General features: G+C 41.6%; 20 protein-coding genes and 1 pseudogene. 8 read left to right on the top strand and 13 right to left on the bottom strand.

The features are described from left to right. Nucleotides 1-66: 66 nt before the first annotated feature. The gene (locus tag V7K25_RS25840) at nt 67-1,107 is read right to left on the bottom strand and encodes an aliphatic sulfonate ABC transporter substrate-binding protein (protein ID WP_335161910.1); all 1,041 of its coding nucleotides are present in this window, start codon (nt 1,105-1,107) and stop codon (nt 67-69) included. A 214-nt stretch (nt 1,108-1,321) separates the two neighbouring features. Further along, nucleotides 1,322-2,215 (bottom strand): sulfonate ABC transporter substrate-binding protein, encoded by an 894-nt coding sequence (locus V7K25_RS25845; RefSeq protein WP_335161912.1) that lies wholly within the window; start codon nt 2,213-2,215, stop codon nt 1,322-1,324. Nucleotides 2,216-2,231: 16 nt separating this feature from the next. Here V7K25_RS25845 and V7K25_RS25850 point away from each other — a divergent pair, with 16 nt between their 5' ends. Further along, entirely contained in the window at nt 2,232-2,456 is a 225-nt protein-coding gene (locus V7K25_RS25850) for a hypothetical protein (RefSeq protein WP_335161914.1), read from the top strand. Nucleotides 2,457-3,015: 559 nt separating this feature from the next. On the opposite strand, the gene V7K25_RS25855 is transcribed toward V7K25_RS25850, so the two are convergent. The 11 genes from V7K25_RS25855 to V7K25_RS25905 form a co-directional block, all read right to left on the bottom strand. Next, nucleotides 3,016-3,879: a TauD/TfdA dioxygenase family protein gene (locus V7K25_RS25855; RefSeq protein WP_335161916.1), complete on the bottom strand. Its 864-nt coding sequence runs from the start codon at nt 3,877-3,879 to the stop codon at nt 3,016-3,018. Between the two features lie 40 nt (nt 3,880-3,919). Next, nucleotides 3,920-5,026: an aliphatic sulfonate ABC transporter substrate-binding protein gene (locus tag V7K25_RS25860; protein ID WP_335161918.1), complete on the bottom strand. Its 1,107-nt coding sequence runs from the start codon at nt 5,024-5,026 to the stop codon at nt 3,920-3,922. 311 nt (nt 5,027-5,337) lie between these two features. Further along, nucleotides 5,338-6,519: an acyl-CoA dehydrogenase family protein gene (locus tag V7K25_RS25865; RefSeq protein WP_335161920.1), complete on the bottom strand. Its 1,182-nt coding sequence runs from the start codon at nt 6,517-6,519 to the stop codon at nt 5,338-5,340. A 273-nt stretch (nt 6,520-6,792) separates the two neighbouring features. After that, on the bottom strand, nt 6,793-7,284 hold the full coding sequence (locus tag V7K25_RS25870) for a hypothetical protein (RefSeq protein WP_335161922.1): 492 nt from the start codon (nt 7,282-7,284) through the stop codon (nt 6,793-6,795). Between the two features lie 78 nt (nt 7,285-7,362). Further along, on the bottom strand, nt 7,363-7,497 hold the full coding sequence (locus V7K25_RS25875; RefSeq protein WP_335161924.1) for a hypothetical protein: 135 nt from the start codon (nt 7,495-7,497) through the stop codon (nt 7,363-7,365). A 56-nt stretch (nt 7,498-7,553) separates the two neighbouring features. Beyond that, nucleotides 7,554-8,612 carry an ABC transporter substrate-binding protein gene (locus tag V7K25_RS25880; protein ID WP_335161926.1) on the bottom strand — a complete coding sequence of 353 codons (1,059 nt, stop codon included), beginning with the start codon at nt 8,610-8,612 and terminating at the stop codon, nt 7,554-7,556. Between the two features lie 19 nt (nt 8,613-8,631). Next, entirely contained in the window at nt 8,632-8,961 is a 330-nt protein-coding gene (locus V7K25_RS25885) for a ferredoxin family protein (RefSeq protein WP_335161927.1), read from the bottom strand. Then, nucleotides 8,958-10,583 carry an FAD-binding protein gene (locus V7K25_RS25890; protein WP_335161929.1) on the bottom strand — a complete coding sequence of 542 codons (1,626 nt, stop codon included), beginning with the start codon at nt 10,581-10,583 and terminating at the stop codon, nt 8,958-8,960. Before V7K25_RS25890 ends, V7K25_RS25885 begins: the two co-directional genes overlap by 4 nt. A gap of 549 nt (nt 10,584-11,132) precedes the next feature. Next, complete coding sequence (locus tag V7K25_RS25895; RefSeq protein ID WP_335161931.1) at nt 11,133-12,947, bottom strand: iron uptake porin; 1,815 nt, start codon at nt 12,945-12,947, stop codon at nt 11,133-11,135. A 767-nt stretch (nt 12,948-13,714) separates the two neighbouring features. Next, nucleotides 13,715-14,719 carry a glycosyltransferase family 2 protein gene (locus tag V7K25_RS25900; RefSeq protein ID WP_335161933.1) on the bottom strand — a complete coding sequence of 335 codons (1,005 nt, stop codon included), beginning with the start codon at nt 14,717-14,719 and terminating at the stop codon, nt 13,715-13,717. 105 nt (nt 14,720-14,824) lie between these two features. Further along, on the bottom strand, nt 14,825-15,532 hold the full coding sequence (locus V7K25_RS25905) for a TVP38/TMEM64 family protein (protein WP_335161935.1): 708 nt from the start codon (nt 15,530-15,532) through the stop codon (nt 14,825-14,827). 663 nt (nt 15,533-16,195) lie between these two features. On the opposite strand from V7K25_RS25905, the gene ssuD reads away from it, so the two are divergent. The 7 genes and pseudogenes from ssuD to V7K25_RS25940 form a co-directional block, all read left to right on the top strand. Further along, nucleotides 16,196-17,344: an FMNH2-dependent alkanesulfonate monooxygenase gene (ssuD, locus tag V7K25_RS25910; RefSeq protein ID WP_335161937.1), complete on the top strand. Its 1,149-nt coding sequence runs from the start codon at nt 16,196-16,198 to the stop codon at nt 17,342-17,344. Nucleotides 17,345-17,955: 611 nt separating this feature from the next. After that, on the top strand, nt 17,956-18,903 hold the full coding sequence (locus tag V7K25_RS25915) for a D-2-hydroxyacid dehydrogenase (RefSeq protein WP_335161939.1): 948 nt from the start codon (nt 17,956-17,958) through the stop codon (nt 18,901-18,903). A gap of 121 nt (nt 18,904-19,024) precedes the next feature. After that, nucleotides 19,025-19,975, top strand: a complete 951-nt coding sequence (locus V7K25_RS25920) for a D-2-hydroxyacid dehydrogenase (RefSeq protein ID WP_335161947.1) — start codon at nt 19,025-19,027, stop codon at nt 19,973-19,975. Nucleotides 19,976-20,046: 71 nt separating this feature from the next. Further along, a complete protein-coding gene (locus tag V7K25_RS25925; protein ID WP_335161941.1) occupies nt 20,047-20,433 on the top strand; it encodes a four helix bundle protein in 387 nt (128 codons plus the stop codon). A gap of 189 nt (nt 20,434-20,622) precedes the next feature. Next, nucleotides 20,623-20,799 (top strand): hypothetical protein, encoded by a 177-nt coding sequence (locus tag V7K25_RS25930; RefSeq protein WP_181374256.1) that lies wholly within the window; start codon nt 20,623-20,625, stop codon nt 20,797-20,799. Nucleotides 20,800-20,978: 179 nt separating this feature from the next. Next, the gene (locus V7K25_RS25935) at nt 20,979-23,891 is read left to right on the top strand and encodes a glycerol-3-phosphate acyltransferase (protein ID WP_335161943.1); all 2,913 of its coding nucleotides are present in this window, start codon (nt 20,979-20,981) and stop codon (nt 23,889-23,891) included. Then, nucleotides 23,891-24,094: pseudogene (locus V7K25_RS25940) on the top strand (cupin domain-containing protein); the annotation flags it as partial. The gene V7K25_RS25935 and the pseudogene V7K25_RS25940, both read left to right, overlap by 1 nt. Between the last annotated feature and the right edge of the window lie 91 nt (nt 24,095-24,185).

Genomic DNA, 24,185 nt, shown 5'->3' on the forward strand with positions numbered 1-24,185 from the left:
CTTTTGCTACAGTGTAGTAGCTAGCCAAGTTAATAGCTGAATAAACCTGCCTCTACCTGTTTAACGTTACTTGATATTATCAGGTGTGATAGCTTGATATTGTAGATTAGGAAGAATCGCTTGTTGGATATCTACCTGACGCGGGATGGCTTTTTGTGCAAAATAAAAATCAGCAACGCTCTGCTGTTGGGCAATGATGGCAGGTGTCAGTCTTCTCAATCTATAAGCACTACGGCGTACCACCTTTTCTACAATTGATACATCTAATTTCAGATCAGGTGCTAACTCGTTGGCAATTATGGTTGGGTTTTTTTCAGCAAATTCTCCTGCAATTTCTGCTTCCTCTAAAAACACTTGTACCAATGCCGGATTTTGGGTGACAAATGAACGCCTGCCAAGATAAAATCCGCCTAGAGTGTTAATTCTGGCTGCATTTCTCAAAATCCGAATCGGAGTAGTATTAGTACTTTGCACAATAGCTAACAACGGATCGCCACCCACCCAGGCGTCAGCATTGCCTTGAAGAAAGGCGTCGCGGGCTTGAGTTGGAGTCAAAGCAACGATTTGAATATCGCTAATTTTTAACCCTACCTCTTGCAAGGCTTTTGCTAGTAAATACTGTGCATTCGACCCTACCTGAAAAGCAATTTTCTTACCTTTAAGATCCGCTACTGTCTTAATGGGAGAATTAGCTTTCACTACAATACCTTGGTTTGTCCCATCGGTGGGCGTGCGTCCAGAAATATAGACAAATTGAGGGGCGCCTGTTGTTGCGGCTTGGGAAAATATTGGAGGTGTCTCTCCGACACTACCGATATCCACCTTACCTGCATTCAGCGCATCTATCAATTGCGGCCCTGCTGCAAATGGCCCAACCCAATTCACGGTTATACCCAATGCTTTGAAACGTGGCTCAACAAGTTTGCTAGCTTTGACAATATCACCAGAACTTTGATACGCCAAGTTAATTACTTTGGCTGTCTGCGCTTGGGTGCTTTGCACAAGGCTACCCACCAAGGAAGATGATAAAGTAAACAGTCCGAGTACTGAATATTGGACAATACGCTTTAAAACTGTGCGACGTTGTGGTTGAGATGGCTTGTTCATCAGTTGTGATTTCCCTCGTAAGTTTTAGCTTTTAGGTTGTCAGTCTTACTTTATTTCAGCAAGTAAGATAATAGGAAGTTGTTATTTAAACCTCCTAGAACACCAATTTATGATTAAAAATTGAGATTATGCTAATTCAGCTAATCTCTTTTTGCATTTAGGAAATTGGTATTCTAGTTTGTTTAACAAAACAAACTTCATATTTGATTATTCTCTACTTTTCACTTATCAGTGTTGGTGGAGTAATAGCTGCATATTCTTGAGGCGTGAGCAATGCTTCCTGAACATCAATCTTTTTGGGTAAGATTTTTTCGTTATAAAATAAATCTGCAACACTTTGTTGAGCTTTCATCAACTCTGGAGTAATTCCTCTTATTCTATAAGTAGCTCGTCCTGAAATTATTTCTTGAATGGGTAGATCAATTTTAAGCACTGGTGCTATGAGTTTGGCCACCTCTTTACGATTTGCTTCTGCCCATTGACCGTTTTTATCAATCTCTTCCAAGATAACTCTAAGTAATTCAGGATTTTCCTTAGCAAACTCGCGTGTTCCTACATAATATCCGCCTGGGGTTCCAATATTTGTGGCATCTCGCAGTACACGCGCACCGTGGAGTTTTTCAACCAAAGCTAAGTGAGGATCACCAGTTACCCAAACTGGAATATTGCCCTGAATAAATGCACCACGGGCTTCAACGTTAGGCATACTCAAGACTTTAATATCGCTATATTTTAAGCCCACTTCTTTTAAGGCTTGGATGATAAAATAGTGAGAAGCAGAACCTTTTTGAAAAACGACTTCGTGACCTTTGATATCAGCTAAAGTTTTAATTGGAGAACCTTTAGGAACTGCGATCGCACTCCCTTTACCGGTAGTAGCAGTAATTCTTCTACCAGCAAGATAGACGATTCTAGCACCAGCTGCTTGGGCAAAAATGGGAGGAGTTTCTCCAACTAAACCAACATCAATTTTACCAACATTCATCGCTTCCATGAGTTGCGGCCCTTGAGCAAATTGCGCCCACTCAACTTTTACACCCAAGGGTTCCAAACGTTTTTCTAAAACTCCTGTCACTCTAACTAAATCACCAGAGCTTTGGTAACCCATTCGCAGTACTTTGGTTTTGAAAGTAATAGTTTTTGTTGCTGCTGTCTCTGCTTTAGCGTCAGTTGCATTATTTGTATTATTACTGGGTGAAGTACAACTTATTAAAGTGGTAGATAAAGCTAAAAAACCAGGCATTACAAATAATGCAATTTTACTGATTATTGTTGACTTATTTTTTACAGTATTGTTAAACATTTTTTCCACTCCAGGCTTAACCAATCTTTTAGTTAAAGTAAATTAATCAAATCATTAATAATTTGATTACCGCTTTTTAAGCTAGTTGCGAATATTTTTAACTATCAAGTATTGTCTACATATTATCTAGCTTCTTGAGCTAAATGAAGTATTTATAAACACTATTTTTAGCCAAAATATAATTAATAAATAAAATTTATATAGTTTTTTAGAGAAACAATAACCAATATATTTATACTTTTGAAAAAGATAATATATTTATTGCTTACTCTAGTTACTTTAAAACAATTTAACCTAGTTATTCAAGCTTTTTGTCTTATCGTATTTAAAAAATATGGGGATAAATTTTACTTATAATTCTAGCTTTTTAGAGACGCAATTTATTGCATCTCTACTTCAGATGTAGAGGTTAAACCAATTCGCAATTCGCTTTTTCTTAATGACGCTCTCTACGAGACGCCCAAGGGACGCAGACTCGCTAATGCTAAGTTCGCGGAGCGTCTGGTAGAGAAGAGAGCAATTAGGTGAAAGTGACGGAGATTTAGCTTAGGCGTTCAATTCGCGTTGCTTGATAGAAGATATGCAACTTAAACCCCCAAACTTTGTTAAAATGGACGACTACCTGCGAGGCTAACCCGCTTTAATACTCGTCGCTCATTTGGATCAAATGCTTGACGGTAGTGCAAGGTAGCTTGATTATCCCAGTAGACAATATCACCTATAGACCATTTATGTTGGTAGTAGAACTTGGGTTGAGTTAGATGTTGTCTCAACTGTTCAATCAGTTTAGATCCTTCTTCCGGCTCTAACCCGACAATTTCCACTTCTGTAGCAGCATCTAAGTAAAGATGCTTTTTACCACTTTCTTGATGTGTTCTAACTAAAGGATGGGGAAAGATCGGACTGATTAAAGGAATAGTTTTGTCTAAACGATACAAAGAGCGGGGTGCATTCCGGTCTTGCAAAAATGGGTTGTAGGTAATTAACTGTAAATCTGCAATCCGTTCTTTGGTGGCTTCATCTAAAGCCTCATAGGCTAAATTGGTATTTAACCAATAAGTATCTCCACCATGAGTTGGTATTTCCAACGCATAAAGAAGTGAACCACTAGATGGGATAGGGGTCCATTTGTGATCAGAATGGAAAGTGAGTTCTCCAGTACCGGTATAGCCACCATCCACATTGGAAATCGGAATCACCACCGGAGTTTCTCCTAGTTTAGAAGCCAATACTGGAGTTTCATCAGATGGTACAAAGAGTGCGCCAAAATATAGAGAAAAGTTCAAAAGCTGTTCATCGGAGAGCTTTTGGTCTTTGAAAATTAAGATGTGGCGATCGCGCAGAGCTTGCTTAAGTTGTAATATAACTTCAGGTACGATAGGTTGACTGGCATCAAGATTGGTAACGATGGCTCCCAAAGGGGCATCAATAGACCTAATTTTAACCTCTGTTAAAGTCGAGGTAGGCATCACATTCTCCTTCCTGTATTTTAGTTTATTCTTGGAATAACTACTTATTTGCTAACACCTCTGAGGGAGTAATTTTGGCGTACTCTTCAGGCGTCAAAAACCCATCTCTAACATTCACTTTTTTGGGGATAAGTCCTAAGCTGTACCACTTATCTGCAACCTCTTGTTGCTTGGTAATGGTTTTCTCAGTAATCGGTAGCAGCCCATAATCATATTTATCATGCATGATTTCTAAAGTAGGTGGATCTAGTTGAGTTACAGGAGCAAGCAGTTGTGCTACTTCTTTGGGATGATCCTTAGTCCAAATTTCTGCCTTTTCTAGCTCCTCTAGAAAGACTTTGATAACATCAGGATGAGCCTGATAAAACTGGCGTGAGGTTGAGTAAAAATTGCCAGTATCCCGCAACTTACCACCATCTGCTAAAACACGAGCTACCTTATTTTGTACATTTCTGGTAACGAATGGCTCCCAAATATACCAAGCATCCACCTTGTTCTGACTAAATGCCACATTTGCGTCTGGCGGCGGTAGAAAAACTGATTGGACATCACTTAGTTTCAATCCCGCGTCTTCTAATGCTTTAACTAATAGATAGTGTCCAATGGAGGCTTTTTGAAAAGCTACTTTTTTGCCCTTTAAATCGCTAACACTTTTAATCGGAGAGTTTACAGGAACTAAAAGTGAAATAGCTTTACCACTAGGGTGTGTAGTAGCTAGATAAACAAGAGGCGCTCCTGCTGCTTGTGAAAATATAGGAGGCGATTCGGCTGTAGATGCGATATCCAGTCCATTTGCATTCAAGGCTTCTAGCTGTTGTGGCCCAGCAGCAAACTCAGCCCACTGCACTTTAAAACCCAGAGGCTCTAATCCCTTTTCTAAAGAACCCTGTTTTTCTAAAATTGCTAAAGCGGTAAGTTGTTTTGAACGTACAATTCGTACTATTTGTTTCTCAGTTGACTTCTCTATATTACTAGATGAAACTGCCGATTCAGGGGAAGCTGCTGACTGCTGAGTATTATTTTTTGCTTCACTACAACTCGATAGGGTCGTCGATAGCATTAAGCAGTAACCGAGAGCAAACAACAAGGAACGACGTGTTGTTTTCTGGTTTTTTCTGAATTCAAACTTTCCTTTTAAAGCTGACATGGGTTGTTTTATTGATTTCCCTCTAGGTGGTTAGAACAATGATGATTAATTGCCATGAAAAAAACAAAAAATCTTTTATTTATATTAAGTTATTTACAAACTCCAATGCATATTTTTTCTAAGTTTAAAAAGTTTATTTATGATTTTAGGAAATGGGTGGGTATTACCCACCCCGCAACGACTCGAGGAAATGAAAATTTAATAGTGAGGAGGGAAAATTTGGGAAGTTGAGTGAGAAGATCCCACTCCAATATCGTGCTACTGGAAGATTATTTGTGAGTGAAACTTTGCATTATTCAATGCCTAATGCCCTAAGAATATTGGGTAATGACAGGTAGCTGCTCGTTGAGTACCCAATCACCGATCGCTCGCAATTTGTAGTCCACAGGATCGTGCAGGGTAAAGGTTCGTAAATCCCGCCAGTAACGGTCAAATCCATATTTAGTTGCTGTGGCGCGAGTTCCGGTAACTTCAAAGATACGGTTGGTAATATCTATACCTACACGGGTAGCTAATGCCTTGGACGTGGAAACTGCGACCGCAACTTCTCCTCTCTCTTGATGAGTCAGCGCTACATCCTTATCCCATGCTGCTTGCAGCTTCTCGGCTGCTTGGTCAGCTAGAGCGATCGCAGCTTGTATTTCCACCCAAAAGTCTCCGTAATGATGTAGAAGATATGGGTCTTGAGTAGCACTATCTACCCCTGATGTAATCCACGCTTTAGTAGTAGTTTTTGTATACTCACGAGCGGCGGCGAAGGCTGCTTTAGTAATTCCCAGATAAACATTGGTTTTTGTTAGCTGGGCAATAATACCAAGAAAAGTTGAGAAGGCACTATCAGGAGGATTCGATGGCCCTAAAATTTCATCTTTCTCCACTAAAACATTATTAAATGTATAACTACTGCTATCAGTGCGACGTTGCCCGATATTATCCCAATCTTGATTAGAAACTAACCCTTCTCTGTCTTTGGTAATTATGAATATGAAGGGCAATTCTACACCATCTTCTAAAGCGGAAAATACCCGATAATCTGCAACGGAAATACCTGTACCAAAGCTTTTAACACCATTAACCCGAAAATTTTCGCCTTCTGGGTTAATTTTCAGCCTAGTATCTCGCGTATTAATAGCATTTGCCCAAAATAAGTTATTCTTAGCAGTTTCTCGATAATATTTTTCCTTTTGGGCTGGTGTGCCGGAAACGTGACCCAAAGCCGTCAAATTCAGATGATTACCATACAACTGGCCAATAGAACCATCGGCTTTTGATAGCTTTCTAACAATTTTTAAAGCATCAATCCAAGTTGCACCAATTCCACCATATTGCTTAGGCACAATCAGTGGTAACAAACCGCTTTCACGCAGTTTATTAATTTCCTCTTCGGGAACTCCGGCTTGAGCATCCCGTTCAACTGCGGATTGAGCAAGTTCCTTAGATAGAGAAGTTGCTAGGTCAATGTAATCCTTTGGTTTTGTAATATCTAGTACCATAATTAAATCATTTTTGTGTAGGTTAGTTTTTGCAAGTCGATGCAATAAAGGTACAAACCGATGCATCAAAGGTGCAAGTCGATGCAATAAAGGTGCAAACCGATACAATAAAGGTACAGATTGTTGGTATTAGACACAGAATTTAAGAGAAATGTAGAGTGGGCAAGGCCCACGCTACAAGTGAACAGAGGAAATGGAACATGGAACGTTGTAATTGTCCTTTGTCATTAGTCCTTTATTATTAATGCTTTGTCCTTTGCAAATGACTAATGACTAATGACCGGCAATGGGTGTTAAGCGATCGCTATAAGGACGGAAAATATCAGCATGGTAAGTATTAGCTGTACGGCAAACAGCCCGCCGCATCTCTTCATTACCGATGTGTGGTGCCATTGTTGCCAAGTTGGGGTATACAACGGCAAAGTCTGTACCAGCTTCTTGTAAGCGTTCGTGTAATAGCTTTGGCAAACTAACGGTAGCTAAATTTAGAGGATCATTAGTGGGACGAGTCCAGAAAGGAGGACGGGCGGTGCGGTAAGTGCGGCGTTCATCCCAAGATTGGTTAAACCATTTAGAGCGAGATGCACCTGGTAAGTGTTCTTGGAAACGTTCTGCAATCGCAGTTCCAGCAACTTGCTCTAAATAGTCTAAGAATGCTGGGGGAAACTCTTGGGTATGTACATCGGTGTCAATGATCGGATAACCTAATTTTTCCCGAATTTGAGCAGACTTGGTTTTTTTTGGACGGTCTAGTGCAATAGTCATAGGTTCTACCTGATTTTTCAATTTGATTGGGTAGATAGTACTGATTAAGAAGGTCGTCTACTTTCTTCTTAACAGCATTTATTTGAAGAAGTTGGGATTTTTATTTACATATAATGTGGCGAGATTAGTAAAGAGAAAATCTCGATAATCAGCTTTGCTGATTATTTCCTTCTCCACAAACTTGTAGATATTAGCTGTAACAGCAATAGTCATAAAACCTTTTTCCAAACTGAGGAGTATTTTTCTATAACAAGCTAATACAGATAAAATTAATGCGACTTTTCATTAACAGCCCAATCTGTTAATTTAAAGTCTGACTTTGCTAAACCCTGCGAGACTAAAAATTTCTTCGTGCCTTCTAAAAGTTTCACACCCTCAGCTGGTAATGGTTCTTCTGATACCTGTTTGAGTGGAAACGATACTTTGATAATATCAACGGGATATTTAGTAGTTTGAGCATGATACTGATAATATTCTTCAGAATTAGCTTTTAAATCCTTGGCTGCTTCTGTGAGAATTGCATTAAATCTGTGTGGAAAATCAGGCTGTTTCGCTAGAAAACTTTCGGTTGCTACAACTAATGATGTCCCTGACAGACCTTTATGATTCGCAGAAGAATCAATAACTGGAAACCCTTGTGATTTCAGAAAAGGCCCTAGATCGCTTGAAGTTGCATAAGCTGCTACATCACCACGTTCTAAAGCCGCTTTTGCCTCAGTAGTCATCAAGTGAACAACTTTTACATCTTTGGCAATTTTAGCTTCAGCTAATAGACCCAGCAGGTATCGATGCATATAAGAACCTTTTTGGGTAGCTATTGTTTGACCCTTGAGTTCAGCGAGCGATCGCGGGCCATTCTTTTTCGCTACTAACCAGGCGGTTGTATTAAATTGAGTAATCCGCAGCAGTCGGGTTTCCTGACCCCTTGCTCTCAAAACTATGGCTGGTGTATCGCCTAAAGAACCAACATCTAATTGTCCTGCAACAAGCGCCTCATTTAGATCCGGCCCGTTAGGAAATCGCGCAAAAGTAATGTTTTTAAATCCTACTTTTTGCAACTCCCGATCTAAAATTCCTTTTTTCTTTGCCCAACCAAGTGGCCCTGTAGGGTCTGAACTACCTACATAACCTATACGTAGTGTAGAAATATTATTGGATGCAGCAACAGTATTATTGACATTAACAGCCTCAATGGATTGAGCAGATTTAGTTTCGCCTTGGCTACATCCTGTAGTTAGTAGCAGTAGGACATAAGCCACTGAAGTTGAGAATCTGGAAGTAAATTTATTTTTATTGATATAACTTGTTCCTACTGGTAACAACAGCATGACTATTTTCTCCGCCGCACTATTTCATCTGCTTCAAAATTTGGAATGTTTCATCGGCTTTTGCTGTTGAGGTGCGTTTATGTCCCCAACCAACGTTTTCACGGTAACTACCCAGTAGTCCAACTTCTATCAATTCTGCCTCGTTGACCGAAGTCGTCACATCGCTTTCTGGTGCAACATAAAGAGCATCAACTGGACAATACAATTCGCACATATAACAAGTTTGGCAGTCACTCTGTCGAGCAATGGTTGGCGGCGCATCGGGTACTTTGTCAAACACATTAGTTGGACAAATATTCACGCAGATATTACATTTTATGCACCGCGATTCGCTGACCAACTCAATCACACTGCTGCTCCTATTTTAGATAAAGACTTTTCTGTACTTTCTAAAGGCTGAATCTTTACCCAGACTTGATCTAATCCGCCGCTAATCAGGTGATGTTGCTGGTTAGGATCAAGTTCTGGATAATCTTGATGTTTATGCATACCACGAGTTTCTTTACGTTCAATGGCGCTGCTATACATCCACCGGGCTGTGGCTACCATTGCCGCAGCTTCTCGCGCCCGGATCAGCTCTTTATATGAACTTACGTGGCTACTGCGGAGTTCTTGCCAAAGATGATTTAGCTTACCCAAAGACTCAGTTAAGCCTTGTTCTGTACGGAAATAGTTCTTTTCGTAAGGAAATACTTCCGCTTGGACTGCCTGAATTACTTCATCAGTTGTCAAGGTTTGAGAGCGATCGCTCCCACACTCTAATACTACCTCTCCAACACCCTTAACTTGTCGTTGAGTTTTGTGTTCCCCCAAACTGCGGCTATATTCAGCAGCCGATTTCCCCGACCAATAGCCAGAAGATATTGCCCAAGCCGCATTATGGCTACCACCACCAGTAAATCCGCCACAAATCAGTTCGCGTGTAGCAGCATCTCCTGCTGCATAGAGTCCCCGCACAGAACTGGCACAACTCTCATCTACAATCCTAATTCCCCCCGTACCGCGCACAGTTCCCTCTAGGCGCAGAGTTACAGGAAAACGTTGGGTAAATGGATCGATACCTGCACGATCAAAAGGTAAAAAGAAGTTGGGCTGTGCTAAACGCATAGATGGCCGCATCGATTCAGCCGCTTTATCTATGATGGCGTAAACAGGCTGTTGCAGCAATGTCTGGGCAATTACTGAACGTCTATGAGAACTTGCCCCCGGAATCACACTACCGTCTTCGTAGGTGAAGGTTGCCCAATTATAAAACAGGGTTTTGGTAACTGAAGAAAAGGCGGGAGAGATGCCATAAGCATTAGAAAATTCCATACCCGACATCTCAGCACCAGCTTCTGCCGCCATTAAATAACCATCCCCTGTCAGGACGTTGCATCCTAACGCTTTACTAAGAAACGCACAGCCCCCAGTTGCGATAATTGTGGAGTGCGATCGCACTATCCATTTCTCACCAGTTTGACGGTTCACACCTGTTGCACCAGCAACAGCACCATCGTCATTTACCAGTAGTTCTAATGCGGGGCTGTTGTCTAAAATTTTGACTCCTCCTCGTTGGATTTGTCGCCGCATCAGGCGCATATACTCCGGCCCTTGCAGCGATCGCCGGTAGGGTTTACCATCATCGTCGGTAGGGAAGGGATAACCCCATTCTGCTAACTGATTAACGTTGATATATGTCTGATTTAGTACCCGATCCATCCAGTTGCGATCGGATAAAAACCCACCCAATGATTCCCGACTTGCCTTAGCTGTTTCTCTTGCTTCGGGATCGGGTGGCACGTACCACACACCATTGCCAGATGCAGCAGCACATCCAGTTGTTCCACAATACCCTTTATCTACGAGGATCACCCTAGCTCCACTTGATGCAGCACTCCAAGCCGCCCAAGTTCCAGCTGGCCCACCTCCAATCACAAGCACATCGCTTTCTAAGTCGAGTTCAAAATCAGTTGTTAACGTCTTCAGCATCTACAATTTTCCTCCATCGATAAAGTCTTAAGCATCAAGTCTTCACCCCATCGATGCTGCACACCATTTCATAAATCTATTTGCCTATCTACTTGATGACTTACAACAACACCAATTTAGTAATCCTGGAATAACCCTTCGCCTACAAGGGAAGTGGGCTGGAGGTCAGGTCTTTAATTACTGAATCGATAGTTTAGTAGCCTTAAATTGTGGCTCCTGTGGCTCTTTAAGACAGGTTGCCACCAGATTGATAGTCATAAAATACTTTAACCTGATAGATAAACCGTAGTTTTAGATATAACAAAGCTTTTCACAGTTTTCGACAAAAAGCAAGTATTTTAGTAAATAAATTCAAACGTCAAGTTATGTAAAATAAATAAATTTTATTACATCTCTAAAGAGAGTTGCTTTTTAAATCTTTTCATGGATTTATCCAAGCTAATGTGTTTCTACTTGGGAGTTAAGCCGCTCCCTAAGACTCAAGAATCCCCAGACTTTTCGATTAAACGAGTGTAAGCAAAGTTTAATCAGTCCGGGGAGTGTCAAAGGTTAAAACCTAAAGACAGTACGAACCCAAGCAAATAAACTATCAGGATTGCTAGCATCAGAGTTCGGTGCAGTAATCCAGATCACACCTGGCGTCACCTCAATATGATCTCCGATTTTATATTGATAGAATGCCTCAACGTGTAGGGAAGTATCTTTGTCAGCTTGTCCCGCACCTGCTCCCAAATCTACACCCCTACTGAGACTAATCATTTTTGGCTCCATACCAACTAAAACCCCCCCTAGAGCACCTTCACTAAAAAGATCCGGGAATGCCAGTCCTACAGCCCAATCCATAGCTTCGCCATCTCCGCGCCCCACATAGCGGTGTGCTGCATAACTTACCCACGCATTGATTGCAAGCTTGGGATTAACTTGATAAAACGCCTGTAGACCATAAAGGTTGCCTATAGTTGCCGCTCCCGGCACGGTGCTATTTACCAGATTACTCCCGTCTGCTGGGCCGAAATTTGTTCCACTAAAACCTAGAGTATTTGGTGGGCTATAGGTATTAACGTAAGTTGCTGCCACTCGAAAATTCCGATTAGAAGAGTAGTATATTAACTGTGCTAAAGCTAAATACCTGCCTTTAAATAAGCCATTATTAGGTGTGGGATTGTTACCGTTTGGTGCGCTGTACGCTATCCCGAATTGAAGCTGTTTGCCTAATCCCTGGAGTATGGCAATACCGGGGCCGCTATCTCCATAGTTATAGACCAAAGACCGCCGTGAAAATCGTGAAATCCCATTAGCACCAGTGGCAGAAGACGATTCAAAATATGGGTTAATCGGGCCAGAAAGCCCTATCTCACTAGCTCCATCGGACAAGGGATAAATGTTAACTTGAGTATTTGGAAAAGGTAAAAACCGATAGCGAAGACCACTGAGAATAAGAGTGTTGCGTGCAAAAGTAATACTGGAGTTATCAGCAGTTCTCCCCTCATAAGTTCCCAATAATCCAGCTCCTTTTTGTCCCAATGATTCTTGATTTCCACCTCCTATTGTTATAGCTAGTGAATCTTTACCGTTAAAACTGGTGTTTAACCTTAAAGTAGTTGAGCCTTGAAGTGTGGCATTGTGAGGTGCTGGTCTTTTGGTGACGACGTTATTGCCTGCTATAACTTCGCCAAGGACAATCTGAGATCGACCTATAAGTTTGGTTGTGGTCGTAAACTGAGTTGCTTCTAACTCCGCAGTTCGCGCTTCTAAGCTATCTACGTGTCCGCGAAGTTGAGCGAGTTCTGGAGAAAACTGTTCTTGTAGTTTTTTGATGGTATCCAAGTCTTCCCGTCTGACTAAATCTGCCGTTGAAGTTGCGATTAGTTCATTGAGGCGATCTAAAGCTGCATTCAACCCAGCTGCAAATTCATAGCGCGTTAGGGAACGATCGCCTTTAAATGTGTTATCTGTATATCCCGCAATTACACCGTAGCGCTCAACTAGAGACTGTAATGCTTGAAATGCCCAATCTGTCGGCTTAACATCTGACAGTTGGGAGACGGATGTCACTTGCCCCGCAGAATTATTTGGAGCTTTTTTGTCAGTTGGTGGTGCAACTTGCAACAATTGTGAGACAGGTGTCACTCGCTCTCGGAGATCATTTGGAGCTTTTTTACGAGTAACTGGTGCAATTGAAGTGTCTACTGTTTGATTAACAACTCCTTGTGGAGCTTTGTTATCTACTACTGAAGTAGTAGATACATCAGATTTAGGTAGTTCAGCCTGACTTTTGGCTGGATAAAAAACCAGGATAGCTAGAATATCTAGCAAAGAAAGCAGGAAAAATATATATCTATAATTCCAGCGCAAATTCAACATGACTCCTTAACTCCTCAACCTAAAAAATGAATAAACTAGCTGTCAATCTGACAGGAAAACAAGATAAATCATTTATTAAAATGCTTTTAATAAAGCATTGAATTATAGATTTACCAAAGTTTCTCTGACAAGCTTAAAATCAGTACTAAGCAGTTGAATGTACAATCCATAATTCGCAGCAAACTATGAATTCTGAAGATTGACAGAATCCCATAAACCTCTTAGATGAGACAATCACTGCTTTAAAAAAGACTTTTCTTCTTTTAAGAAAAACTCAAACCCATGCTATATAAACTGATACTTTTGAGACATCGTAATGGCATTTTTTTGTTATGCTGTACAAAGTTAATCAATGGCTACTGACATTGACTAAAGCTTGATTTAGATGCAAGTTATTATTTGCCAGGTAACATTAACTGAAAACACTAATTTGTAATCAGCTATATTTTGACAGCATCAATTGTTAATCAAATACGATACTTCTATCGATTTACCGTACTTTTGTAGAATTATCTTTGCATAGAGCTTGCTACAATGCAATACCCAGTAATTTTCTATGAGGCGAAAATATGTCAAAATTCTTGGCTAAGTTAACTTTAGCAACTGCGATCGCTTACTTTCTCGTAGGTAATCGCCGCAAATAGTCAGTAAAAATGAATGAAAAGCTACAAATCGCCCAAGCTGTGAGATAATTTGGGCTACACAGGCTGTTACCCCTCCTGTCTCCAGCAATAATTGTCCTCTGCCTTTCTTAGGTCAATACTTGTCTAATTTTGAATAGTAGGATCTTCTAAATTTTCTAGTTTGTCAGAATTGCGCGTTGAGTTGGAGGATTTATGATAAAAACCACCTACCTCTGCCAAAGTATAAAGAGGTCTGGCTTTAACTTCCTCATAAATGCGCCCTATATATTCGCCTAAGATGCCAACACTGACTAACTGCACAGATCCGAGAAAGAAGATTGCCATCAAAATAATCGTAAACCCGGTTAAAGGCGAATGGGGGACAAAAAGGCGCCAATACAAGACTAATAAAGCCATGAAGATAGCCGCCGCCGCCGCTACTAACCCTAAGTATGTTGATAACCGCAGTGGCACTATTGAAAAAGATACTAGACCATTGATGGCAAGGGCCAAGGATTTGCTAAAAGTATATTTAACTTCCCCAGCAAAGCGGGGGTTGCGCTCGAACCGAATTGCTGTTTGCTCAAAGCCAACCCAAGAACGCAGACCACGGATATAACGGGTGCGTTCTGGCATAGAATTGAGAATATCTACGATCTGCCGATCCATTAAACAAAAATCACCAGTATCAGTAGGAATCTCTACATCTGCAAGCTTCTTAAGGATGCGATAAAAGAAGTAGGCAGTAAAACGCTTAAACCATCTTTCCTTAAGGCGTTGAGTGCGTTGAGCGTAGACAACTTGATAGCCCTGTCGCCATTTCTCAATCATGTCGGGGATTAGTTCTGGTGGATCTTGTAAGTCAGCATCAAGGATGATGATAACTTGACCCCGGACAAAATTAAGACCAGCCGTAACTGCTATTTGATGACCAAAGTTACGAGCCAAGCTTAAATAGCAAATGCGTGGGTCTTTTTGATGGAGTTCTCGCAGTAGTTGTAGGGAGCGATCGCGGCTACCATCATTGATTAAAATTAATTCGACAACACCATCCAGCCGATTCATTACTGCACTCAGTCTGCGGTATAGTTCAGGAATAATTTCTTCTTCGTTATAAATTGGAACAATCAATGAATACTTTGGTAGCATCTGAGAATCTCGTTTAATTTGAACAGCCAAGCTGACAGACTGCTTGTCATCATCAATGTTTCGTTTTCAGTATACCTACCAAGATTCAAGTCCCATTCCGATAATTTATTTGTTCTTTGGATTCATGTAATCTGAATCTGATTCTTTAAGGCTTTCTACAGCTTTTTTGGGAAAAGTCCGACGATGACGATACCAGGTAGATCCTGCTACCAGGGTTCCAGTTAAGCCCAAGGCGAGTACTAGGGGCAAAAAATCGCCGGTCTTGACTGCCTTCAAACCAGAACTACCTAGTAGTACAAAAGGTAATACACTAGGAACAGTACCAAGTGTTGTACCTAAAACATAATCTTTAAAGCTGATCGAAGTTAGTCCAGCTACAAAGTTGACCAAGCCATAGGGCATGATTGGTACTAATCGGATGGCAAACATATAAAAAAGCCCTCCACGGCGCACCTCAGCATCCATAGCTTGCCAGCGTCCTGCTAGTCGTTTCGCAACTGTTTTACGTCCGATAGTCCGAGTAAAAATAAAGGCAATTATTGCCGCAATGACTGCTCCTACACTAGTCCAAAAAGTACCCAGCCAAGGGCCAAAAATTGCGCCTCCAGTCAAATTTAGCACTGTTGAAGGCAAAACTAACATAGTTGCTACAACGTACAAAGCAACATAAATAACAGGTGCCCAGATACCAGAAGATTTTAGCAAAGCTTGAATTTGTGCTGGTTCAATGCCGCCAATCAGATATACTGCTATACCAGTTGCAATTATGCAACTCAGTGTGAGTACTAAAATACCAGCTTTCAAGTTCCACACTAGAATACTCCTGCTTTTTTTGTAACCAATCCATCTTTGGCAAATTTTCCTTTTAATTCTTGAAAACCTTGGTTTTGGAAAGTGAGGTACACCCGTAGGGGTACGGCAGTGTCCATACGTGTCAACAAAAGCCTAGAAATAGCTTAACTGTTGGCTTGGCTGACTCACCCGCCTCGAACTAAAATTCTTTGGCTTTTAGCTAAAGTCTACTTAAGTAGACTAAAGATTTTATTGAGTCATCTTAAGATGACTTTCGCTATTAGCAAGGAACTTCAGTTCCTTGCGGGGCATAGCTTTTACGTTACGCTGACACCAATGGGGGCTGCCGTGCCCCTACACATGGCGATATAACGTTATACCGCATCTGAATAGGAACAGCTATAAATTATTAGGTACTACCAAAAAATAAATCATCCAATCTTAATTTGTAGGGGCGTTGCTTTCTTAACGCATCGTCTATATTAATCTGTTACGGTACGTTGTGCTTCTGGCTAACGCATCCTACAAGTTAGATATTTTTTTAATTGCAAGTCCCTTAGAGAGTTATTCCTGATGAATCGTGAATCTACACTAGTTTTTTAAATAATTTCCTGTAAAATACTAATAAAACTACGGTAACTTCGTCAAATTAACGGTGTTTAAATCTCTCATACCCTGACAAACATGCAAATTCTCTGGTTTATTCCTACTGGATCTCATGACGGACGCTATTTAGGCACAGATATTGGCTCTCGTGTTGCCACACCTGATTATTTGCAGCAAATTGCCCAAGCTGTGGATAATTTAGGTTACACGGGCGCATTATTACCCACAGGGAGTTCTTGTGAAGATGCTTGGATTACGGCTGCTGCTTTCATCTCTGTCACCAAACAGATGAAATTTCTTGTAGCAATTCGTCCAGGAATTACTTCTCCAGGTGCTGCTGCACGGATGGCAGCAACATTTGACCGGATTTCTAAAGGAAGATTGTTGATTAATGTGGTGACAGGTGGAGATCCGGTGCAACTTGCTGGGGATGGCTTGCATCTCAGTCATGACGATCGCTATGATTTAACCGATGAATTTCTTACAGTTTGGCGGGGTATCGTCAGTGGGGAAACAGTAGATTTTAAAGGAAACTACCTGGATATCAAAGGTGGTAAACTCCTATTTCCACCAGTTCAAAAACCCTATCCACCCTTATGGTTTGGTGGCTCATCTGCTGCTGCCAAGCGGGTTGCTGCTAAACATATAGATGTTTACCTGACTTGGGGCGAACCTCCAGAACAAGTAGCCCAAAAGATCGCCGAAGTTCGGCAACTAGCGGCTGAACAAGGGAGAACAGTCCGTTTTGGGATTCGCTTGCATGTAATTGTGCGAGAAACCGAATCTGCGGCTTGGGATGCTGCCAATGAGCTAATTAAGTATGTAGATGAGGATGCGATCGCAAAAGCTCAGAAAGACTTGGCTAGTTCTGATTCTGAAGGACAACGGCGCATGAGTCAACTACATAGTGGTAGTCGAAAAACCTTAGAGATTAGCCCCAACCTCTGGACAGGAATTGGATTAGTGCGGGGTGGTGCTGGTACAGCCCTAGTTGGAGATCCCGACACCGTTGCTGCTAGGATGCTGGAATATCAAAATTTGGGCATAGAAACTTTCGTGTTTTCTGGATATCCCCATTTAGAAGAAGCGTATCGCACTGCTGAATTATTATTTCCCCGCTTACCTTTACAGAGTGAACCTACACCGCTAACGCCACCAGTCGTGAGTACTTTTAGCGAATTTGTCACTAATGAAAAACTTTCTAAACAACTAACGAGTGCTTCATGACAATGCCAATTTTATATTTATGATTTGGGGAGCATCCCAAATGTGCAAGTTTATTTTTATATGGAATTTTGGCTTAGAACAATAATGAAATAACGAACCGCCAAGGACGCCAAGAGCGCCAAGGAAAGAAGTTTGTACAGAGTTTTTGTGTTAGTCCTGTACCTTTTGGCAAAATTGGGATGCTCCCATGATTTGGGATTAAGCAAAAACATCAAATGTAAAATCTCAAATAAAAAGCTTGATACTTCTAGATTCATCGTTGTGAAGAATCTAAAATCTGAAATCCCAAATCCACAATTCCATGACTCTTACCCTTAAACACACCAAGAGCAACACTAATATATCCCTGAGGGACGTGTTAGACAACCCGCAAATCGAGAAAATAGTTCTTTGGATTGTGCCTGTTTTTCCTTGGCGATTATTTAGCTGACACTAATTGAGTTTTGAAACAGGCTACTAAATTTAATGTTGTCATTCTTGTTTCTAGGGAATTTATCTAGAATTAAAAATAATTATAAAAATCATACTAGTAAAAAATAACACTTTATTTATTAGTGAAATAGAAGCAATTTATAGAGATAGTCCTTTAAATAGGAAAGAGGTTATTTAACATGAAACTGATCTTACCGCTCGATCTCGTTGTTGACATTGAGCCTCATCTACCACCTGATACAGAGGTTGTCAGGGTAGATGTTGAAGGAAATTTAGATGGGGATGCTAGCGATGCTGAAGTTTATTTCAGTTGGTTTTTATCCAGAAGTCCGACGCTGCATAAAATACTAGAAGCAGCACCTGCACTACGTTGGCATCATGCACCAAATGCAGGCGTGAATCATATCCTGACACCAACTTATTTAGAAAGAAATATTATCCTCACAAATGGGGCCGGAGTGCATGGGATTCCGATCGCAGAATTTGTGATCGCTTATATACTGGCTCATGCCAAGCATCTACAGGAATTATATGCTTTACAGGCAGAACGTCACTGGAAAAGAGGCTTTGCTATCCAAGAGTTGACAGATGCGACCTTGCTAATTATTGGCGCTGGTGGTATTGGTCAAGAAATCGCCGCCCGTGCTAAACCCTTCGGCTTAAGAATTATTGGCAGTCGCCGTCATCCCCAAGAGCTACCAAATTTTGACAAAGTAGTGGGTGCTGATCAATGGCGATCGCTCCTACCAGAAGCGGACTATGTAGTTATTGCGACACCACTAACTCCAGAAACCAAAGAATTTATTGATGAATCTGTATTGCGATCGCTCCCAAAACATGCATACCTAATTAATATTGCTCGCGGTGGCGTAGTCGATGAATCGGCATTAATAAAAGCGCTCACAGAAGGTTGGATTGCAGGTGCAGCATTAGACACAGTTAACTCAGAACCACTACCACCAGAAAGTCCTTTGTGGTCACTTCCTAACATCTTTATCACACCTCATACTTCCGGTCATTCCCCAAAAAGTAAACAACGTTCAATAGGGCTATTTATCGACAATCTGAAGCGTTACCAAGCTGGTAAACCATTACGAAATGTAGTTGACAAAGAAGCAGGATACTAATAAATTCGTAATTCGTAATTAACAGGTGCTGCGACTTGGGTTGCACAATCCAAAATCCAAGTTGCACTGGAAGCGCACCAAAGTGCGATTCAAAATCCAAAATGAAATGAGGGAGTAGCAAATAGTGAAACTAATTTTACCCGATCATCTCATTGCTGATATTGAGCCACACCTACCATCTGATATAGATGTAGTGGAGGTGGATAGTGAAGGTAATCTTGATGGTGATGCCAGTGATGCAGAAGTTTATGTTAACGGATTTTACCTGAAAACCTCTACCCATGACAAAGTACTGACAGCAGCACCCGCGTTGCGTTGGCAACAGTCACCGAGTGCTGGTGTGAATCACATCCTCACGCCAACTTTTTTGCAAAAAGATATTATCCTGACTAATGGCGCAGGGGTTCATGCGATTCCAATTTCGGAATTTGTACTAGCATTCATGCTCTATCACGCCAAGAATTTGCGGAAATTACAAACTTTGCAAGATGAACACACTTGGGTAAGAGGAGTATTTCTCGAAGAGTTGGCAGACGCGAATTTATTAATTCTCGGTACTGGGAATATTGGTAAAGCGATCGCATCTCGTGCTAAAGCCTTTGGAGTCACAGTTTGGGGTAGTCGCCGCCATCCCGAACCCCTACCAAATTTTGACAAGATTGTGGGTGCTGATCAATGGCGATCGCTCCTCCCAGCAGCAGATTATGTAGTTATTGCTACACCATTAACTCCAGAAACTAAAGGCTTGATCGATGAAGCTGCATTGCGCTCTATGCGTCAGTCTGCTTACTTAATTAACATTGCTCGTGGTGCGATCGTAGATGAAGCCGCATTACTCACCGCACTACGTGAGGGATGGATTGCGGGTGCTGGATTAGATACAGTAGCTACAGAACCTCTGCCGCCGGAAAGTCCTTTGTGGTCATTGCCAAACGCTTTTATCACCCCCCATTGTTCAGCCCTTTCGCCACGCCTCAAAGAGCGAATAGCACAACTATTTATCGACAATCTCAAACGCTACCAAATCGGTCAGCCCTTGCGGAATATAGTAGACAAGCAAGCAGGATACTAAAAATATGGGGAATTGGGCGGAAAGAGGCAGAGGGGCAGGGAGCAGGGGGCAGGGGGCAGGGAGCAGGGGGAATGGAAAAAGAACCAATTAAAAGTCATGAAGATTTGGAAGTATACAAAATGGCATTTGATACAGCCATGAAAATATTTGAAATATCCAAGAAGTTTCCTGTAGAAGAGAAATATTCGTTAACCGACCAAATTCGTAGATCGTCACGTTCTGTATGTGCAAATCTGACGGAAGCATGGAGAAAACGTCGATATGAAGCTGCTTTTCTAGCTAAGTTAAATGATTCGGAAGCAGAAGCAGCAGAGACTCAGACTTGGTTGAAATTTGCTGTCAAGTGCAGTTATTTAGATGTTGACACAGGTAGAGAACTTTATGGAAATTACAACCGAGTATTAGGCATTATAGTAACCATAATTAACAATCCATCCCCTTGGCTCATAAAACGCTAATTATCCCCCTGCCCCCTGCCCCCTGCCCCTCTGCCTCATCCCCCACTCCCCACATTTGTATAAATCAGACAAAATACCTCTAAAGAAGTAAGCAATTATGGCGATGGAAAAATTGCCAAGCTGAAACAAAATAAATATAAGGAATTTAACATCATCCGCAAAGAGAAGGACTACAATCAAAACGGACAAATGTTTCATGCTCCAACAAAAGAGGATTACAAAGCTATGTCCGACTTAAATCGCGGAATTATGAAATTTGAGGGTGCAGATTCTCCAAAAGTAGTCACTATCTCTACCGTGTTACTTCTGGGATCGATCGCTGCTCTCATAATCTGGGCGCTGCAAGCAGCCTATGCGCTAAACTAAAACCATTAGTAGCTTAGAAGGACACTTGTCTTAAACGGTTGCCGTCGTAGCCAAGTGTCCATTTAGCAACTAGTAAATAAAAACGCCCTAATTATCATCATCAAAAATTTTAGAAAAACTTTAGATTTTAGATTTAAGGTTTTAGATGGAAAATTTAAATCTAAAGTCCAAAATCCAGAATGTTTGAACCTTGGGGTGTCTTAGTTATTTTAATTGCCTGCCCCCTCTTGGGCGGATTACCCCTGATTGCATGGATCACTTACGCGCTTACTGGTAAAAAATTATCAGAAGTTGGTACAAGAAACATTAGTGTATCAGCTGCCTTTTATCATGGCGGTAAGTTTGTCGGAATTCTGGCAGTTTTGTCAGAAGCTTTTAAAGGATTTGCGGCAGTATTACTCAGCCGCGTTTTCTTCCCAGAGGGATCGTTTTGGGAATTGATCGCCCTGATCGCTCTGGTAATAGGTAGATACTGGATAGGCAGAGGGGCAGGTACAACAAATGTCGTCTGGGGATTTGTCGTACATGATCCTTTGGTGGCAATATTTGTATCCTTCTTTGCAGGTATTAGCTTTACAATTCTGCAATCAAGAAAGGTAGTAAAATTTGGGGTTTTACTTCTCTTTCCTCTGTTTGTGATGATTCTGCACCTTGGCGATTACCCTAGAATACTTGCTGCTATTGCTTTAGCTGGTTTAATGGGCTGGATCTATACTAAAATTCCTGATGATATGAATTTGCCAGCCCAAGAGGCACAAACTGAATCACTTGCGATGTTGGAATTTTTGCGCGGCGATGTCTACAACGGGCTACGCCAACGCGCGATGGTTTCTTTGGATGAAGAGTTGGATGCTGCCATTGTTGGAGAAAAGGCGGCTACATTATCTCAAATTAAGCGCTGGGGTTATCCAGTCCCGAAAGGATGGGTACTTGCCCCAATCGACGATCCCCAAATGTTGACAGAATTTCTTCAGCCATCAGAGTTATCTCCCTTGGTGGTGCGTTCTTCTGCTATTGGAGAAGACTCAGAACACGCTTCTGCGGCTGGGCAGTATGAAACAATTTTAAATGTTACCAGCCCAGAGGCATTAAAATCAGCGATCGCTCAAGTACAAGCTTCCTACAATCACCCGTCTGCTGTGCAATATCGGCGCGATCGCGGCTTAAATGATACAGCAATGGCTGTGTTGATTCAACAACAAGTCCAGAGTGTATATTCTGGCGTAGCTTTCAGCCGCGATCCCATTACTCAGCAAGGTGATGCAATCATTATTGAAGCCCTTCCAGGTAGCCCGACACAAGTCGTTTCGGGAAAAGTCACACCAGAACAATATCGCGCTTTTGTCATTGAAACAGAAAATTCTTCCTCTGTGCAATTAGAGGGTGAAGGAAGAGTCCCCCAAGCATTAATCAAGCAAGTTGCATACTTAGCTTATCGACTCGAAAAACGCTATCATGGCACTCCTCAAGATATCGAATGGAGTTACGATGGTCAAACACTCTGGGTGTTGCAATCTCGACCAATCACTACTCTACTGCCAATCTGGACACGCAAAATCGCCGCCGAAGTGATTCCCGGAGTAATTCATCCCTTAACATGGTCGATTAATCGTCCCTTAACTTGTGGAGTTTGGGGAGACTTTTTTACTCTAGTTTTGGGCGATCGCGCTTTAGGGTTAGATTTTACTGAAACAGCAACTCTGCATTATTCTAGAGCTTACTTTAATGCATCCCTCTTAGGAGATATTTTTATCCGGATGGGATTGCCGCCGGAAAGTCTGGAATTTTTAACTAGAGGAGCTAAATTAAGTAAACCGTCTTTGCAGTCAACCTGGGAGAATTTACCAGGACTAGGAAAGTTGCTGAGGCGGGAATTAAGTTTAGAAAAAGACTTCAAGCAGGATTATCACAAACGATTCATTCCTGGTTTGTCCCAGTTGGTACAAGAAGATATAGATAACTTGGAACCAGCCAAGCTGCTAATCAGAATTGACTTTATTTTAGAGTTGCTACGTCACGGGACATATTACAGTATTTTAGCTCCCTTAAGTGCTGCCGTGCGGCAAGCGATTTTTCGGGTGAAGGATGGGCAAATTGATAATAGCGTCACCCCAGAGGTAGCGGCATTGCGATCGCTCAGTGCAATAGCAACAGATGCCAAAGAAGTATTGCTTGAGTTTGAACCACAGCGAGTATTTGAGCAATTAAAGCAAACCCCAGAGGGAGAAAAGATCCTGCGAGAATTTGACGAATTACTTCAGGATTACGGCTATTTAAGTGAAGTAGGAACAGATATTTCCGTTCCTACTTGGCGGGAAAATCCCCAGATGATTAAGCAGATGTTTGTGCAGTTAATGCAGGGTAACGAACCGCAATCAGGCGCTAAAGACGCAATTAATAGCATTTTTGCTGGTAAGCGCAAACGTGGATTTGTGCAACGGCGTGTGGATATCAAGGGACGAGTTACCGAAGTTTATTCACGGCTTTTGGCTGAATTGCGTTGGAGTTTTGTAGCTTTAGAGAAAATTTGGTTAAAGTCTGGCTTACTTAAGAAAACAGGAGATATCTTTTTTCTAGAGTTTGATGAAGTACGGCGTTTAATTGTGGGTGACGATTCTAGGTTAATTGACGAGTTAGATGAGTTAGTGGAATCAAGGCGATCGCAATTCGTCCAAGATGGTGAGATCATTCAAATACCCCTTTTAGTTTACGGTAATACACCCCCTCACCCCTTAGCTCCCTCTAAACTCTACTCTGACCAAATTTTACAAGGGATTGGAGCCAGCCAGGGACAAGCTGAAGGTAGGGTAAAAGTGTTGCGAAATTTACAAGACGTGCCGGAGATTGATCGAGATACGATTCTGGTAGTACCTTACACAGATTCCGGCTGGGCACCTTTATTATTAAGGGCTGGAGGATTAATTGCCGAAGCTGGTGGACGGCTTTCTCACGGTGCGATCGTTGCTCGTGAGTATGGAATTCCCGCAGTAATGGATGTTCGAGGTGCTACATGGTTACTACAAGATGGTCAACGGGTAAGGATTGATGGCTCTAGGGGTATTGTGGAACTATCTAACGATTTAAGACCTTAATGATTACCACTTCTCTCAAAGACCTACCAGAAGAATCAGTTTCTCACAATGCCGAAATCAAGAAAAAGGTGATGCTACGCTTCGGCGATTTGCCTCACCTAACTAACTTTTCTCAAGCACGTTTTGCTCCCGGACAAACCGCACCAGGACACGCGCATCAAGATATGTGCGAAGTATTCTTTGTGGAAGCGGGTTCAGGACTGGAGTTTAGACTAGGCAACAAGAAAAGACTCAGCAATGCTGAGTTGAAAAGAAACAGACTTCAGAGATGAAAATCTACACTACTAAGCAGAT

Source organism: Nostoc sp., assembly GCF_036919495.1.
GTDB lineage: Bacteria > Cyanobacteriota > Cyanobacteriia > Cyanobacteriales > Nostocaceae > Nostoc.